Below are 14,025 nucleotides of genomic sequence, written 5' to 3'. Positions count from 1 at the left end.
ACGGGTGGAGCGACCGGATTGACGACTGCTACCGTCCACGGGGACTTCGGCGTTCAAGTGCGTTACTCCCAGGTCCACTTCACCCGACGCCCGGCCGCCTCAGGTCGTGCCGGGTCGTCGCCCGTGCGACCAACTCGGCGTTGGACGAGGCCCGTTGTCCGTCCGGCAGGTGCAGCGTGTCCTCCAGGCCGATGCGGGTGGACAGTCCCAGCCGTTGCGCCAGTCGCAGCACCGGCCAGGCACCGCCGTCCTCGCCGTGCAGCAGGACGGGGCGGCCGAACGCGGGCCCCAGCTCGGCCAGGAGAGCCCGTGCGGCCGGCACGGCCGTGTCCTCGGCGGTGTCCGTCACCTCCGCGAGCACCCGCAGCACGCGCGGGCCGAGCGGCGAGGCCGCGAAGCGTGCCGCCCCGTCCGTCCCCGACCAGATTCCCGCCTCCACGCCGACGCCCCGCTCGACCAGGGCCGCGGCCAGCTCCTCCGCGCCCGGCTCGTGCCAGTTCACCGAGGCGTGGTCGGGCAGCGCCGTCCAGCCGCGTATCAGGGCGAGCCGCCGCGCGGGGTCCGGCTCGGCCCACGCGCCGGTGGTGACGCCGACCGGCACCGCCACCCGCGCCCGTATCGCGTCGAGGACCGCCGCCACCACGCGGGGAGACAGCGAGTCCCGGCCGCACGGCGTTCTGGGGTGGACATGGATGTCGGTGGCCCCCGCGGCGACGGCCTCCGCCGCGGACTCGGCCAGCGTTTCGGGCGTCAGCGGCACGACCGCGCCGTCCGCCGCGCCCCGGGTTCCGTTCAGACAGACCTGCACCATGCCCCGATGGTGACACCCGCCACCGACAACGGGCCGAGGCGGGCCTCGGCTCCCCCCGCCGACGGAAGGGGGAGGTGCGGCATCCCCGGCGCACCGCCCCGCCGTGCTCCCCGCCCCCGCCGTGCCCTCGGATCGCGCCGTGCTCTCAGGCGGACATCAGCAGTCGTCCACGCCTGGCGTACGCCAGGGCCTCGGGGGTGAGCACCGGGCGCGGCACGAGGATCCCGCAGTCCGCGCACACCGGGCCCGCCGAGGGCTCGTGGTCCAGTTCGTACTTCCAGGGCAGGTCCGCGCCGCCGCACACCGGGCAGTCGGCCCCCGGCTCGCGCTCCAGGGCGGCGATCAGCCTGCGCAGCACCTCGGCGAGCGGCTCACGGGGGTGGACCCGCGGGTCGTCGCACCATGCGACGCCGAAACCGCCCCAGGTCAGCCGGTGCCAGTCGTCCACGGTGCCGGGTCTGCGCAGCCCGTCGTGCTTCTCCTTCCTGCGGCGCTCGGCGAACTCGGCCTCGTAGGCGAGCCAGACGGCCCGGGCCTCCTCCAGCTCGTCCAGCGCGGCCACGAGCCGCGCCGGGTCGGGGGAGCGGTCCTCGGGGCCGAACCCGGCCCGGGAGCACAGGTGGTCCCAGGTCGCCCTGTGTCCGTAGGGAGCGAACCGCTCGAGGCACTTGCGCAGCGAGTACCGCCGTAGCGCCAGATCGCAACGCGGGTCCCGCACCTGTCTCGCCAGACTCCGGAAACCGGCCATCGCCTTGCACCTCCGTCACATTTGCAGCTGAACTTCGGTCACTTCGGCGTCGTCGTACGGACGTCGTCGAATAGACGTATCGACATGCGATTCGGCTCCCTCCGATCTCCGATTGCCTCCACGCGCCGAAAACTTGACGCATGCTCATCTTCAAAACTGGGGGCTACCGGCGGTAACCTTCCGGCCACCCCCATCGCTAGGAGCAGCCGATGCCACGGCGAACCCCACGCAACACACTCGACAGACTGAGAACTCCCGGCAGATTCCCCGGGTTCCTGAAGACGGCGTCCGTATGCGCGCTGATCGCAGGTCTTCTGTCGCCCCTCACCCAGGTCGCGGCCGCCGCCGACGCCACGGCCTCGAACGACTACTGCGGCGGCCAGTGTTCCGACATCCTGCCGCCGGGCGAGAACGGCAACGCGACGCTCGCCCAGATCCTGCTCAACCAGGCCTTCGGCACCCAGCCCGAGCACGCCGAGGACCAGCTCGGCCCCTACGCCAACCTCGCCAAGGGCTACCCCGCACTCACCAACGCGACGATCAACACCTTCTTCAACGACGCGTCCTTCGGCGTTCCCTCGGCTCAAGTCGCCTCCACGGTGAAGCCGGCGGGCCGCTCCGACGTGACGATCGTCCGGGACAAGAAGACGGGCGTCCCGCACATCACCGGCACCACCCGGTACGGCACCGAGTTCGGCGCCGGGTACGCCGCCGCCCAGGACCGGCTCTGGCTCATGGACGTCTTCCGCCATGTCGGCCGCGGCGGGCTCACCGCGTTCGCGGGCGGCGCGCCCTCCAACCAGGGCCTGGAACAGCAGTTCTGGCGCAATGCTCCGTACACCGAGGCAGACCTCCAGGCCCAGATCGACAACGCCGTCGCCGCCAACGGCGCCCGCGGTCAGCAGGCCCTCGCCGACGTGGACGCCTACCTGGCCGGCATCAACGCCTACATCGACGCCTCCGACAGCGGCCGCTACTTCCCCGGTGAATACGTCCTCACCGGCCACAAGGACTCAATCACCAACGCCGGCGCCATCGACCACTTCAAGATCACCGACATGGTGGCGCTGGCCTCGGTCATCGGCGCGCTCTTCGGCTCCGGCGGCGGCGGCGAGGTCGGCAACGCCGTGTCGCTGCTCGCCGCGCAGGAGAAGTACGGCGTCGAGCAGGGCACCCGGGTCTGGGAGGCGTTCCGCGAACGCAACGACCCCGAGGCCGTGCTCACCGTCCACGACGGGAAGAGCTTCCCGTACGCCGTCAAGCCCGCGAACCCGCAGGGCGAGGCGCTGCCCGACGCCGGCTCGGTGACCACGCAGCCGCTGGTCTACGACGCCGCGGGCACCGGCGGCGACCAGAACGCCTCCGCCGCCGCCCGGGCGGCCACCGCGTCCGCCCTCGGCTCGGCCCGGCGCGGCATGTCCAACGCCCTGGTGGTGAGCGGCAGGTCGACCGCGAGCGGACACCCGATCGCCGTCTTCGGCCCGCAGACCGGCTACTTCGCCCCCCAGCTGCTCATGCTCCAGGAAATCCAGGGGCCGGGCATCAGCGCCCGCGGCGCCTCCTTCGCCGGCCTGAGCATGTACGTCGAACTCGGCCGCGGCCAGGACTACGCGTGGAGCGCCACGACCTCCGGCCAGGACATCATCGACTCCTACGCGGTCGAACTGTGCCAGGACGACTACCACTACCTGTACCACGGCGCCTGCACGGCCATGGACGTCGTCGAGCAGAAGAACGCCTGGAAGCCGACCACCGCCGACGGGACGGCGGCCGGCTCGTACACGATGCGCGTCTACCGCACCAAGTACGGGCCCGTGCAGTACCGGGCCACCGTCGGCGGCAAGAAGGTCGCCTACACCACCCTGCGCTCGTCGTACATGCACGAGGCCGACTCGATCATCGGCTTCCAGATGCTGAACGACCCGGACTACGTCAAGAGCCCGCAGACCTTCCAGAGCGCGGTCCAGCACATCAACTACACCTTCAACTGGTTCTACGCCGACTCCACGCACACCGCGTACTACAACAGCGGCGACAACCCGGTGCGGGCGAGCGGAGTGGACGCCGAGTTCCCGGTGTGGGCGCAGCCCGCGTACGAGTGGAAGGACTGGGTCCCGGCCACCAACTCGGCCGCGTACACGCCCCCTTCGGCGCACCCCAACTCCGTCGACCAGGACTACTACATCTCCTGGAACAACAAGCAGGCCAAGGACTACGCCACCGCCTCGTGGGGGGACGGGTCCGTGCACCGCGGCAACCTGCTGGAGGACCGGGTGAAGAAGCTGGTCGCGGCCGGCGGCGTCACCCGCGCCTCCCTGACGGCCGCGATGGCCGAGGCGGCGCTCGTCGACCTGCGGGCCGAGGACGTGCTGCCCGACCTGCTGAAGGTGGTCACCAGCTCCCCGGTCACCGACTCCACGGCCGCGGCCGCGGTGACCAGGCTCCAGACCTGGCTCACGGCGGGCGGCAGGCGCACCGAGACGACGGCCGGCTCCAAGGCGTACGCCGACGCCGACGCGATCCGCATCCTGGACGCGTGGTGGCCGCTGCTGGTGAAGGCCGAGTTCGAACCCGGTCTCGGCGCCGACCTGTACAGCGCGTTCGCCGCCAACCTGCCCGTGGACGAGGCCCCGTCCGCCGCCCACGGCCCGACCGGGGCGCACGCGGGCAGCTCCTTCCAGTACGGCTGGTGGAGCTATGTCGACAAGGACGTCCGGGCCGTGCTCGGCGAGCCGGTGCAGGGCGGGCTGACCCGCACGTACTGCGGCGGCGGCACCCTCAGCGGCTGCCGTGACGTCCTGATCGCCACCCTGAAGACGGCGGCCGGCCAGACCGCGGCCCAGGTCTACCCGGGCGACACCCTGTGCGCGGCGGGCAACCAGTGGTGCGCCGACTCGATCGTCCAGCGCACGCTGGGCGGCATCAAGCACGGCAACATCAGCTGGCAGAACCGCCCCACCTTCCAGCAGGTGGTGGAGTTCACCTCGCACCGGTAGTCCGGCGGGGTCCGCCTCGAACCGGAAGTCCCGCGGCGGCGGGCCGGGTCCTCAGGGACGCGGCCCGCCGCCGTCGTGCGGCGGGACCCCTGCGACCATGGGGCCGGCCGTCGGCCACGACTCCCGCGGAGCGGGGACGGGTCACGGCCGCCGGACTCGGCGGCGATCCCCGGGTAACCCTTCCGCCGCAACATACCGACTGGTTAGTCTGGCGGGCAGAGCCGATTCGTGCCGCAGTCGCGTCGAAGGAGACCGATGGTGGAAGCCGTGCAGGATGCCGCAGTGGTCGTGACCGGAGCGGGAGGCGGCATCGGGGCCGCACTGGCCCGCCGCTTCGCCGCCGAGGGCGCGCGGGTCGTCGTCAACGACCTGGACGCCGGGCGGGCCGAGGCGGTGGCCGCCGAGATCGGCGGCATCGCGGTGCCCGGCGACGCCTCCACGATCGTCGACCGGGCCCGCGAGGCGCTCGGCGGCGTCGTCGACGTGTACTGCGCCAACGCCGGGGTCGCCTCGGGCGGCGCCGAGTCCGCCGACGAGGCCGTGTGGGCGCAGGCCTGGGACGTCAACGTCATGGCCCATGTCCGCGCGGCCCACGCGCTGCTGCCGCACTGGCTGGAGCGCGGCCGCGGCCGGTTCGTCTCGACCGTCTCCGCCGCCGGGCTGCTCACCATGATCGGCGCGGCCCCCTACAGCGTCACCAAGCACGGCGCGTACGCCTTCGCCGAATGGCTGTCGCTCACCTACCGCCACCGCGGCGTCCAGGTCCACGCGATCTGCCCCCAGGGCGTGCGCACCGACATGCTGGCCGCCACCGGCAGCGCGGGCGACCTGGTGCTCAAGCCCACCGCGATCGACCCCCGGGACGTCGCGGACGCCCTGTTCGACGGCATCGCGGAGGACCGCTTCCTGATCCTGCCGCACCCCGAGGTCGCCGGGTACTACCGGACGCGCGCCGCGGAACCCGACCGCTGGCTGACCAACATGAACCACCTCCAGCAGAAGTGGGAGACCGCAGAATGACCCAGCCCGCCTCCCGGTACGCGGCCAAGCCCTGGCTGGCCCTCCTCGACGACGCCCAGCGCGCCCCGATCGAGCCCGCCGACTCCGCGGTGCACGCCTTCCGCAGGTCCGTGGCCGAGGCCCCCGACCGCGCCTTCCTCGCCTACTTCGACGGCCGGCTCAGCTACCGCGAGGCCGACGAGCTCAGCGACTCCGTCGCCGGCCACCTCGCCGCCCGCGGTCTGGCGCCCGGCGACCGGGTCGCCGTCGTGCTGCAGAACTCCCCGCTCTTCGTCCTCGCCCTGCTCGGCGCGTGGAAGGCCGGCGCGACGGTCGTCCCGGTGAACCCCATGTACAAGAGCGGGGAGGTCGCCCACGTCCTGCGGGACGGCGAGGTCGCGGCGCTGGTCTGCTCCGACCGCGCGTGGGAGACGTATCTGCGCGACACCGCCGCCGACTCGCCCGTGCGGATCGTCCTCACCGGCTGCGAGCTGGACTTCCAGACGCGGGGCGACGCGCGCGTGCTCGCCTTCGAACGCCTCCCGCAGGCCCCCGACGCCGACGACCTCACCGCCGTCGCCCGCGCCGGCCACAAGGCGCCCGAGGGCCGCGACGCCGCCCCCGACGACATCGCGCTGATCAGCTACACCTCCGGCACGAGCGGAGCCCCCAAGGGCGCCACCAACACGCACGGCAACATCATGCACAACGCCGAGCGCCAGCGCACCGGGCTGCACCTGCCGGACGCGCCCGTCTACTACGCGCTCGCGCCCCTGTTCCACATCACCGGCATGGTCTGCCAGCTCGTGGCCTGTCTCAACAGCGCGGGCACCCTCGTCCTCACCTACCGCTTCGACGCGGGCGTGGTGCTGGAGGCGTTCGCCGAGCACCGGCCGCACTACACAGTGGGCCCCTCCACCGCCTTCATGGCGCTGGCCGCCCACCCGTCCTGCACCCGCGACCACTTCGCGTCCTTCGCGCACATCTCCTCGGGCGGCGCACCGCTCCCGCCGGCCCTGGTGGAGAAGTTCCGGGCCGGCTTCGGCCCCTACATCCGCAACGGCTACGGCCTCACCGAGTGCACCGCGCCCTGCGCCTCGGTGCCGCCCGGCCGGGAGGCGCCGGTCGACCCGGCCTCCGGGACCCTCGCCGTGGGAGTGCCCGGCCCCGACACCGTCGTGCGCATCCTCGACGACCAGGGGGCGGAGGCGCCCTTCGGCGAACAGGGCGAGATCGTCGTCCGGGGCCCGCAGGTCGTGCCCGGGTACTGGCGGCGGCCCGAGGCCACCGCCGAGACCTTCCCCGACGGCGAGCTGCGCACCGGCGACATCGGCTTCATGGACGAACAGGGCTGGCTGTACGTCGTCGACCGCAAGAAGGACATGATCAACGCGTCCGGGTTCAAGGTCTGGCCGCGCGAGGTCGAGGACGTGCTGTACACGCATCCGGCGGTGCGCGAGGCCGCCGTCGTCGGCGTGCCGGACGGCTACCGCGGCGAGACCGTCAAGGCCTACATCAGCCTGCGTCCCGGCGCCGACGCGGATGCCGGTACGCTCGCGGCCTACTGCAAGGACAGGCTGGCGGCGTACAAGTATCCGCGTCAGGTGGAGATCCTGCCGGACCTGCCCAAGACGGCGAGTGGCAAGATCCTCCGTCGGGAACTGCGTTCCCGCGCACACGACGGCCAGTGACGCATCGAGGAAGAAGGCAGGTGGCGGCAGTGCCCAGGACCACGGAGGGCGACGGGACGCCCGTGCCGCAGCGGCTGCTCGCCGCCGCCACCCGGCTCTTCGCCGAGCAGGGCTACGACCGCACCTCGGTGCAGGAGATCGTCGAGGCGGCGGGCGTCACCAAGGGGGCGCTGTACCACTACTTCGGCTCCAAGGACGACCTGCTGCACGAGGTCTACGCGCGCGTGCTGCGCGTCCAGCAGGAGCGCCTCGACGCGTTCGCGGACGCCGACGAGCCGATCGAGAAGCGGCTGCGGGGCGCGGCCGCGGACGTCGTCGTCACGACGATCGAGAACCTCGACGACGCGATGATCTTCTTCCGCTCGATGCACCACCTCGGCCCCGAGAAGAACAAGCAGGTGCGCGCCGAGCGGCGGCGTTACCACGAACGCTTCCGCGCCCTGGTCGAGGAGGGCCAGCGCACCGGCGTGTTCTCCACGGCGACCCCGGCCGACCTGGTCGTGGACTACCACTTCGGGTCCGTCCACCACCTGTCGACCTGGTACCGCCCGGACGGCCCGATGGGCGCGCAGGAGGTCGCCGACCACCTCGCCGACCTGCTGCTGCGGGCACTGCGGCCGTAGCTTCCGGGGCCGTGCCAGGGGTGCACGCGGGAGGGGCGGCCGCCGCGGCGACCGCCCCTCACCGGTTCCCGTCCCAGGATCCCGTGACCGGTTCCCTAGAGGTACTTCTTCAGCTCCCGGCGCGCCAGCGACCGCTGGTGGACCTCGTCCGGACCGTCCGCGATCATCAGCGTGCGCGCGCTCGCGTACAGCTCCGCCAGCGGGAAGTCCTGGCTGACGCCGCCCGCGCCGTGCAGCTGGATCGCCCGGTCGATGATGTCGACGACCGCGCGAGGCGTCGCGATCTTGATGGCCTGGATCTCCGTGTGCGCGCCCCGGTTGCCGACGGTGTCCATCATCCAGGCGGTCTTCAGCACCAGCAGCCGCAGCTGCTCCACCGTCACCCGGGCGTCCGCGATCCAGTTGTGGACCACGCCCTGCTGGGCCAGCGCCTTGCCGAAGGCGTCGCGGGCGACGGCCCGGCGGCACATCAGCTCGATCGCCCGCTCGGCCATGCCGATCAGCCGCATGCAGTGGTGGATGCGGCCGGGGCCGAGCCGGGCCTGGGCGATGGCGAAACCGCCGCCCTCCTCGCCGATCAGGTTCGTCACCGGCACGCGCGCGTGGTCGAAGACCACCTCGGCGTGGCCGCCGTGGGAGTGGTCCTCGTAGCCGAACACCTTCATGGCCCGGCGCACGGTGACGCCCGGGGTGTCGCGCGGCACGAGCACCATGGACTGCTGGCGGCGGACGTCGGCGCCGCCCGGGTCCGTCTTGCCCATCACGATGAAGATCTTGCAGTCCGGGTTCATCGCCCCGGAGATGTACCACTTGCGCCCCGTGACGACGTACTCGTCGCCCTCCCGCTGAATGAGCGTGGTGATGTTGGTGGCGTCGGAGGAGGCCACCTCCGGCTCGGTCATCGCGAACGCCGACCGGATCTCCCCGGCGAGCAGCGGCTCCAGCCACTGCTTCTTCTGCGCCTCGTCCGCGAACTGCGCGAGCACCTCCATGTTCCCGGTGTCGGGCGCGGCGCAGTTCAGGGCCGTCGGCGCCAGGTGCGGGGAACGGCCGGTGATCTCGGCCAGCGGCGCGTACTGGAGGTTCGTCAGCCCGGCCCCGTGCTCCGCGTCGGGCAGGAACAGGTTCCACAGGCCCTGCCTGCGCGCCTGCGCCTTCAGCTCCCCGACCACCGCCGGGGTGTCCCAGGGCGAGGCCAGCGCCGCCCGCTGCTCCTCCGCCACGGCCTCGGCCGGGTAGACGTACTCGTCCATGAAGGCGAGCAGCCGGGCGCGGAGTTCCTCGGTACGGGCGTCGAACGTGAAGTCCATGCCGGTCAGCCTTCCTGGAGAGTGGTCAGTCCGTGTTCGATGAAGACGGGGACGAGCTCGCCGATGCGGTCGAAGCCGCGTCCGACCGTCTGGCCCAGCGTGTACCGGTAGTGGATGCCCTCCAGGATCACGGCGAGCTTGAACCAGGCGAACGCCGTGTACCAGGAGACCGCCGAGACGTCCCGCCCGGAGCGGGCCGCGTACCGTTCGACCAGCTCGGCGGGCGACGGGTGGCCGGGGGCGGAGGCCGTCGTGGAGATCGGGGAGTCCGGCAGCGTGAGCGGCACGCTGTACATCACCAGCAGGCCGAGGTCGGTCAGCGGATCGCCGAGCGTCGACATCTCCCAGTCGAGGATGGCCCGGATGGTGTCGTCCGGGCCGATCAGCACGTTGTCGAGCCGGTAGTCGCCGTGCACGACGGCGGGCGCGGGGGAGTGCGGCAGCTCGCGGCCGAGAGCCGCGTGCAGCTCGTCGACCCCGGCCAGGTCACGGCTGCGGGAGGCGTCCAGCTGCTTGCCCCAGCGGCGCAGCTGCCGGTCGAGGAAGCCCTCGGGGCGGCCGAAGTCGGCCAGGCCCACGGCGGCCGGATCCACCGCGTGCAGCTCCACCAAGGTGTCCACCAGCGACAGGATCGCGTCCCGGGTGCGCCGCTCGCCCAGCGGGACGAGTTCGTCGGCCGTCCGGTACGGGGTGCCCTCGACGAACTCCATGACGTAGAAGGGCGCCCCGAGCACCTGCTCGTCCTCGCACAGCAGCACCGGCCGCGGCACCGGCACGCTCGTCGGGTGCAGCGCGCTGATCACCCGGTGCTCGCGCCGCATGTCGTGCGCGGTGGCCAGCACGTGCCCGAGCGGAGGCCGCCGGACGACCCAGTCGCCCTCGCCGTCGGAGACCGCGTAGGTGAGGTTCGACCGCCCGCCCTCGATCAGCCGGCCGGTCAGGGGGCCGTGGACCAGACCGGGACGCTCGCGCTCCAGCAGGGCGCGCAGCCGGTCGAGGTCGAGTCCGGGCGGGTGGTCGGGGCTCATGCGTCGCTCCTGTGGGCGGGACGGGTGAACAGGACCCCTTCATGATGCCGACCGGTCGGTATGCCGTCCAGTGGTCACGCCCAACGTGATCGGGGCCACGATAGACGCCGACGCCCCCGGACGAGGCCGTGAAGCCGTGGGGCCCGCGGAGCCGCGGTCACCGTCCGCCCGCCCGCTCCTGCCCGCAGTCCCGGTCACTCGTCGGTCATGTCCGCTTGCGTCGCGTTCGGGGACCACGGAGGGTCGGAACCATGAAGGCCATCAGCTACTCGCGCTACGGCGGCCCCGAGACCCTCGTGTACGGGGACGTCCGTGAGCCCAAGATCGGTCCCGACTCGGTGCTGGTGAAGGTCCGGGCGGCGGCCGTGAACCCCGTCGACTGGAAGTGCCGCGAGGGATACCTGGACCCGATGATCGACGCCGTCTTCCCGGTGGTCCCCGGCTGGGACGTCTCCGGGGTCGTCGTCCGGCTGGGCGTGTCCGTCGCGGAGTACGCCGTCGGCGACGAGGTCATCGGCTACGTCCGCGAGGACTTCCTGTCGCGCGGCACCTTCGCCGAGTACGTGGCCGCGCCGGTGCGCACCCTCGCCCGTAAGCCGCGCAACCTCACCTGGGAGGAGGCGGCGGGCCTGCCGCTGACCGGCCTCACCGCCTACCAGGTGCTGACCAAGGCCCTCCAGGTGAAGCGCGGCGAGACCGTCCTGGTCCACGCGGCGGCCGGCGGGGTCGGCTCCATCGCCGTGCAGCTCGCCCGCCACCTGGGCGCCCGGGTGATCGGCACGGCCAGCGAGGCCAACCACGACTTCGTGCGCTCCCTGGGCGGCGAGCCGGTCGTCTACGGCGAGGGACTGGCCGAGCGGGTGCGCGGGCTGGCCCCCGAGGGGGTCGACGCGGCGTTCGACACGATCGGCGGCGACACCCTGAAGGTCTCCGCCAACCTGCTGGCCCCGGAGGGACGCCTGGCGTCGATCGCCGACGGCGACGTCGTGGGCTACGGCGGCCGCTACTGCTGGGTCCGGCCCGACGCGGAGGACCTCACCCGACTGGCGGAACTGGCCGAACAGGGCGTCGTCAGCGTGCACGTCTCCGAGACGTTCCCGCTGGAGCAGGCGGCGCGGGCGCACCGGTTGAGCGAGGAGGGCCGCACCCGCGGCAAGATCGTCGTCACGGTGCCGTGGGCCGACGACGCCGCCGAGCGCGGTGCGGGGGCGTCCGCCGGGTAGCCGCCGGGGCCGGTCGGGGCGGCGGCCGGGCCTCCGGCTAGCAGACGACCAGGGCCAGGGCGCACGCCGCCGTGGCGATGGTGCACAGCACCACCGACGCGGCGTGCCGCGGCGCCAGCGCCCGCGGACGCGCCGTGGCCGCGAGGGACCGGATCCGCCGGTGGGCGAGCAGCAGGAAGGCCAGCCACAGACCGCAAGCCAGCGCGCAGGCGACGACCCCGGACGCGGACGTCCCGCCCGTGCCGTTCAGCGCGGCCTTCACGGCCAGCACGGCGGTGACGGTGCTCGCCAGCGTCGTGCGCCGCCAGGCCAGCCGGGTCCGCTCGGGTTGCAGTCCGGGATCGCGCGGGGACGGCGTGCGGCCGCTCACCCGTCCCACCCCGCCAGCACCACGACGACCATCGCCAGGGCCACCACCGCGACCACCACGCCCAGCAGCGCCGGGAAGCGGGACGCCGGCAGGTCCTCGCCCCGGCGCATCGCCCGCTCGCAGCGCATCCAGTGGTTCACCGCGCGCAACGAGCACAGCACGCCCGCCCCGAGCAGGGCCAGCGCCAGCCCGACCCGCCAGCCCCAGCGCAGGTCCGGCAGGAACTGGTCCACGGCGAAACCGCCGCCGATCAGCGCCATCGCGGTGCGCAGCCAGGCCAGGAACGTGCGCTCGTTGGCCAGCGAGAACCGGTAGTCGGGCGTGCTGCCCTCCTCCCGGACCTGCTCGGGCGCGAACCACAGCCGGACGTTCCGCACGAACTCGATCACGCGACGGACCCTACCCGCCCTCCGCCGCCGCGCCCGGAGCCCTCGGACGCTGCCGCGCCGCTCAGCCCGCCGCCCGGAACTCCTTCAGCCGGCGGTACGCGGCCAGCCCGTCCGGGACCCACTCCCACACGGGCAGACGGCGCTCCACCTCCTCCTCCGGCAGGAACGCGTGCCAGGCCACCTCCTCCACCTGGGGACGCAACGGCAGGTCGCAGCGGACCTCGTAGACGGCCGACCACCAGCTCCCGGCGGACCCGCCGTCGTAGAGGAACTTGAAGAGGAACCGGGGCCGGGGCAGACCGCTCACTCCCAGCTCCTCCTCGGCCTCGCGCAGGGCGGCGTCGTCGTAGGTCTCGCCCGCGCCGACCACACCGCCGACGAACATGTCGTACAGGGACGGGAAGACCAGTTTGGTCGCGGTCCGCCGGTGCACGAACAGCCGGCCGCCGGCGTCCCGGGCCTGGATGAAGACGCAGCGGTGGCGCAGCCCTTCGGCATACACACGCCCTCTGGGAAACCGCCCCACCACCAGGTCGTTCTCGTCGACGACGTCGAGGATCTCGTCAGCAGCGCTCATCCGCCCATCCAAGCAGGCCGCCTCGCCGCGGTACGTGCCGTCCGGCCCGGCGGCCGCAACCCGCCGGTCACCGCGATCGCGAGCCGCCAGTCAGCGCGACCGGGGCGCGCCCGTCACCGCGACCGGGACGTGCCGGTCACCGCGACCGGGACGTGCCGGTCACCGGGGCCGGGGCGTGGCCGTCACTGCGGCTGGAAGTCCGGCACCCGCTCGCGGGGCGCCGTGCCGCGGGGCATCGCCGGGTGCAGGCCCAGCAGGACGATGCCCGCGACGATCGCCGCGAGTCCCGCCGCCTCCCAGGCCAGCGCGCCGGTGTCGGTGTGCAGCCGGTCGCCGAGGAAGCCCACGCCGCAGAGAATCCCCGCCAGCGGCTGCGCCGCCGTCAGCGCGGGCAGCGACATCCGCAGCGGCGCCGTCTCGAACGCGCTCTGGACCAGCACGAGTCCGGTCACGCCGAGCGCGAGCACCGCGTACGGCTGCCAGCCGGTGAACAGCTCACCGAGGCCGCCCGCGCCGAAACGCTGTCCGCTGACCCTGGTCAGGGCGTCCTGGACGCCGTAGAGCAGACCCGCCGCCAGGGCGAGCAGGACCGGGCCCGAACTCAGCCGCGAGCGCTTGGCGTACGCCGTCAGCAGCAGCGCGAGACCCACCATCACCCCGATGATCAGCCAGTGCCGCAGCGGGTCCGCGACCGCGCTGCCGCCGCTCGGCTGGCCCGCCACGATGAAGGCGGTCACCCCGCCCGCGAGCAGGAGCAGACCGGCCCAGCCCTGACGGCCGAGCGACTGCTTCGTCTGGTGGCGGGAGAGCGCGAGGGCGAAGAGCAGGTTCGTCGCGAGCAGCGGTTCCACCAGGGAGATCTCGCCCTGGCCGAGCGCGACCGCGCCCAGCGCCATGCCCGCCACCATCAGGCCGATGCCGCCGAGCCAGCGCGGCACCCTCATCAGGTCGAGCAGCAGCCGCGGCGAGAGGAAGTCGCCGAGCGGCGCCCTCTGGGCCGCGTTCTGCTGGAGCACGAACCCGAAGCCCAGGCAGCAGGCGGCGCTCACGGCGAGAACCAGAACCAGTACCGACACGCTGCGTACCTCGATCATCCGGTCGGACCACGGACGGGGTGCGTGTGGCCGACTGTAGCGTCCCGCCGCCCGCAGTGCCCCTGCGAGTGCCGGACTCCTTCGCTTCGGGCCCACCCCGGGACGACGCTTCCGGGAGTACCCCTGACCGGGCGGTCGACCCGCCCTCGGCGCCGGGCCCGGGAGC

At 73.0% G+C, this 14,025-nt stretch carries 13 protein-coding genes; 5 read left to right on the top strand and 8 right to left on the bottom strand.

Translation table 11 applies throughout. From position 1 onward, the window contains the following. Window positions 1–79: 79 nt before the first annotated feature. Together OG802_RS07120 and OG802_RS07115 are read right to left on the bottom strand one after the other, a co-directional pair. Window positions 80–811, bottom strand: coding sequence for a 3-keto-5-aminohexanoate cleavage protein (locus OG802_RS07120; RefSeq protein ID WP_329408289.1), 732 nt, complete (start codon window positions 809–811; stop codon window positions 80–82). 145 nt (window positions 812–956) lie between these two features. Beyond that, window positions 957–1,559, bottom strand: coding sequence for a hypothetical protein (locus tag OG802_RS07115; RefSeq protein WP_329408287.1), 603 nt, complete (start codon window positions 1,557–1,559; stop codon window positions 957–959). Window positions 1,560–1,768: 209 nt separating this feature from the next. Here OG802_RS07115 and OG802_RS07110 point away from each other — a divergent pair, with 209 nt between their 5' ends. The 4 genes from OG802_RS07110 (at window position 1,769) to OG802_RS07095 (ending at window position 7,868) form a co-directional block, all read left to right on the top strand. Beyond that, a complete protein-coding gene (locus tag OG802_RS07110; RefSeq protein ID WP_329408285.1) occupies window positions 1,769–4,555 on the top strand; it encodes a penicillin acylase family protein in 2,787 nt (928 codons plus the stop codon). Between the two features lie 255 nt (window positions 4,556–4,810). Continuing rightward, on the top strand, window positions 4,811–5,575 hold the full coding sequence (locus tag OG802_RS07105; protein WP_329408283.1) for an SDR family oxidoreductase: 765 nt from the start codon (window positions 4,811–4,813) through the stop codon (window positions 5,573–5,575). Further along, window positions 5,572–7,245, top strand: coding sequence for a class I adenylate-forming enzyme family protein (locus OG802_RS07100; RefSeq protein WP_329408281.1), 1,674 nt, complete (start codon window positions 5,572–5,574; stop codon window positions 7,243–7,245). Before OG802_RS07105 ends, OG802_RS07100 begins: the two co-directional genes overlap by 4 nt. A gap of 29 nt (window positions 7,246–7,274) precedes the next feature. Beyond that, window positions 7,275–7,868 (top strand): TetR/AcrR family transcriptional regulator, encoded by a 594-nt coding sequence (locus tag OG802_RS07095; RefSeq protein WP_329408279.1) that lies wholly within the window; start codon window positions 7,275–7,277, stop codon window positions 7,866–7,868. A gap of 95 nt (window positions 7,869–7,963) precedes the next feature. Here OG802_RS07095 and OG802_RS07090 read toward each other — a convergent pair whose 3' ends face one another. Together OG802_RS07090 and OG802_RS07085 are read right to left on the bottom strand one after the other, a co-directional pair. Then, complete coding sequence (locus OG802_RS07090; protein ID WP_329408277.1) at window positions 7,964–9,178, bottom strand: acyl-CoA dehydrogenase family protein; 1,215 nt, start codon at window positions 9,176–9,178, stop codon at window positions 7,964–7,966. A 5-nt stretch (window positions 9,179–9,183) separates the two neighbouring features. Next, window positions 9,184–10,206: a phosphotransferase family protein gene (locus OG802_RS07085; protein WP_329408275.1), complete on the bottom strand. Its 1,023-nt coding sequence runs from the start codon at window positions 10,204–10,206 to the stop codon at window positions 9,184–9,186. A gap of 251 nt (window positions 10,207–10,457) precedes the next feature. Here OG802_RS07085 and OG802_RS07080 point away from each other — a divergent pair, with 251 nt between their 5' ends. Continuing rightward, the gene (locus OG802_RS07080) at window positions 10,458–11,429 is read left to right on the top strand and encodes an NADP-dependent oxidoreductase (RefSeq protein WP_329408273.1); all 972 of its coding nucleotides are present in this window, start codon (window positions 10,458–10,460) and stop codon (window positions 11,427–11,429) included. 37 nt (window positions 11,430–11,466) lie between these two features. On the opposite strand, the gene OG802_RS07075 is transcribed toward OG802_RS07080, so the two are convergent. From OG802_RS07075 to OG802_RS07060, 4 genes are all read right to left on the bottom strand, one after another. Beyond that, entirely contained in the window at window positions 11,467–11,799 is a 333-nt protein-coding gene (locus tag OG802_RS07075; protein WP_329408271.1) for a DUF202 domain-containing protein, read from the bottom strand. Then, window positions 11,796–12,188 (bottom strand): YidH family protein, encoded by a 393-nt coding sequence (locus OG802_RS07070; RefSeq protein WP_329408268.1) that lies wholly within the window; start codon window positions 12,186–12,188, stop codon window positions 11,796–11,798. Before OG802_RS07070 ends, OG802_RS07075 begins: the two co-directional genes overlap by 4 nt. 61 nt (window positions 12,189–12,249) lie before the next feature. Beyond that, a complete protein-coding gene (locus tag OG802_RS07065; protein WP_329408267.1) occupies window positions 12,250–12,765 on the bottom strand; it encodes an NUDIX hydrolase in 516 nt (171 codons plus the stop codon). 182 nt (window positions 12,766–12,947) lie between these two features. Then, on the bottom strand, window positions 12,948–13,841 hold the full coding sequence (locus OG802_RS07060; RefSeq protein WP_329408265.1) for a DMT family transporter: 894 nt from the start codon (window positions 13,839–13,841) through the stop codon (window positions 12,948–12,950). Window positions 13,842–14,025 lie beyond the last annotated feature (184 nt).

This window comes from Streptomyces sp. NBC_00704 (genome assembly GCF_036226605.1).
Taxonomy (GTDB): domain Bacteria; phylum Actinomycetota; class Actinomycetes; order Streptomycetales; family Streptomycetaceae; genus Streptomyces.
This window is presented reverse-complemented; position numbering and strand designations above follow the sequence as displayed.

What these genes read in the sequence shown, in the direction of transcription:
- OG802_RS07110 (WP_329408285.1), top strand. Translation starts at nt 1,769, where the DNA reads ATGCCACGGCGAACCCCACGCAACACACTCGACAGACTGAGAACTCCC.
- OG802_RS07120 (WP_329408289.1), bottom strand. Translation starts at nt 811, where the DNA reads ATGGTGCAGGTCTGTCTGAACGGAACCCGGGGCGCGGCGGACGGCGCG.
- OG802_RS07090 (WP_329408277.1), bottom strand. Translation starts at nt 9,178, where the DNA reads ATGGACTTCACGTTCGACGCCCGTACCGAGGAACTCCGCGCCCGGCTG.
- OG802_RS07105 (WP_329408283.1), top strand. Translation starts at nt 4,811, where the DNA reads ATGGTGGAAGCCGTGCAGGATGCCGCAGTGGTCGTGACCGGAGCGGGA.
- OG802_RS07080 (WP_329408273.1), top strand. Translation starts at nt 10,458, where the DNA reads ATGAAGGCCATCAGCTACTCGCGCTACGGCGGCCCCGAGACCCTCGTG.
- OG802_RS07115 (WP_329408287.1), bottom strand. Translation starts at nt 1,559, where the DNA reads ATGGCCGGTTTCCGGAGTCTGGCGAGACAGGTGCGGGACCCGCGTTGC.
- OG802_RS07100 (WP_329408281.1), top strand. Translation starts at nt 5,572, where the DNA reads ATGACCCAGCCCGCCTCCCGGTACGCGGCCAAGCCCTGGCTGGCCCTC.
- OG802_RS07085 (WP_329408275.1), bottom strand. Translation starts at nt 10,206, where the DNA reads ATGAGCCCCGACCACCCGCCCGGACTCGACCTCGACCGGCTGCGCGCC.
- OG802_RS07065 (WP_329408267.1), bottom strand. Translation starts at nt 12,765, where the DNA reads ATGAGCGCTGCTGACGAGATCCTCGACGTCGTCGACGAGAACGACCTG.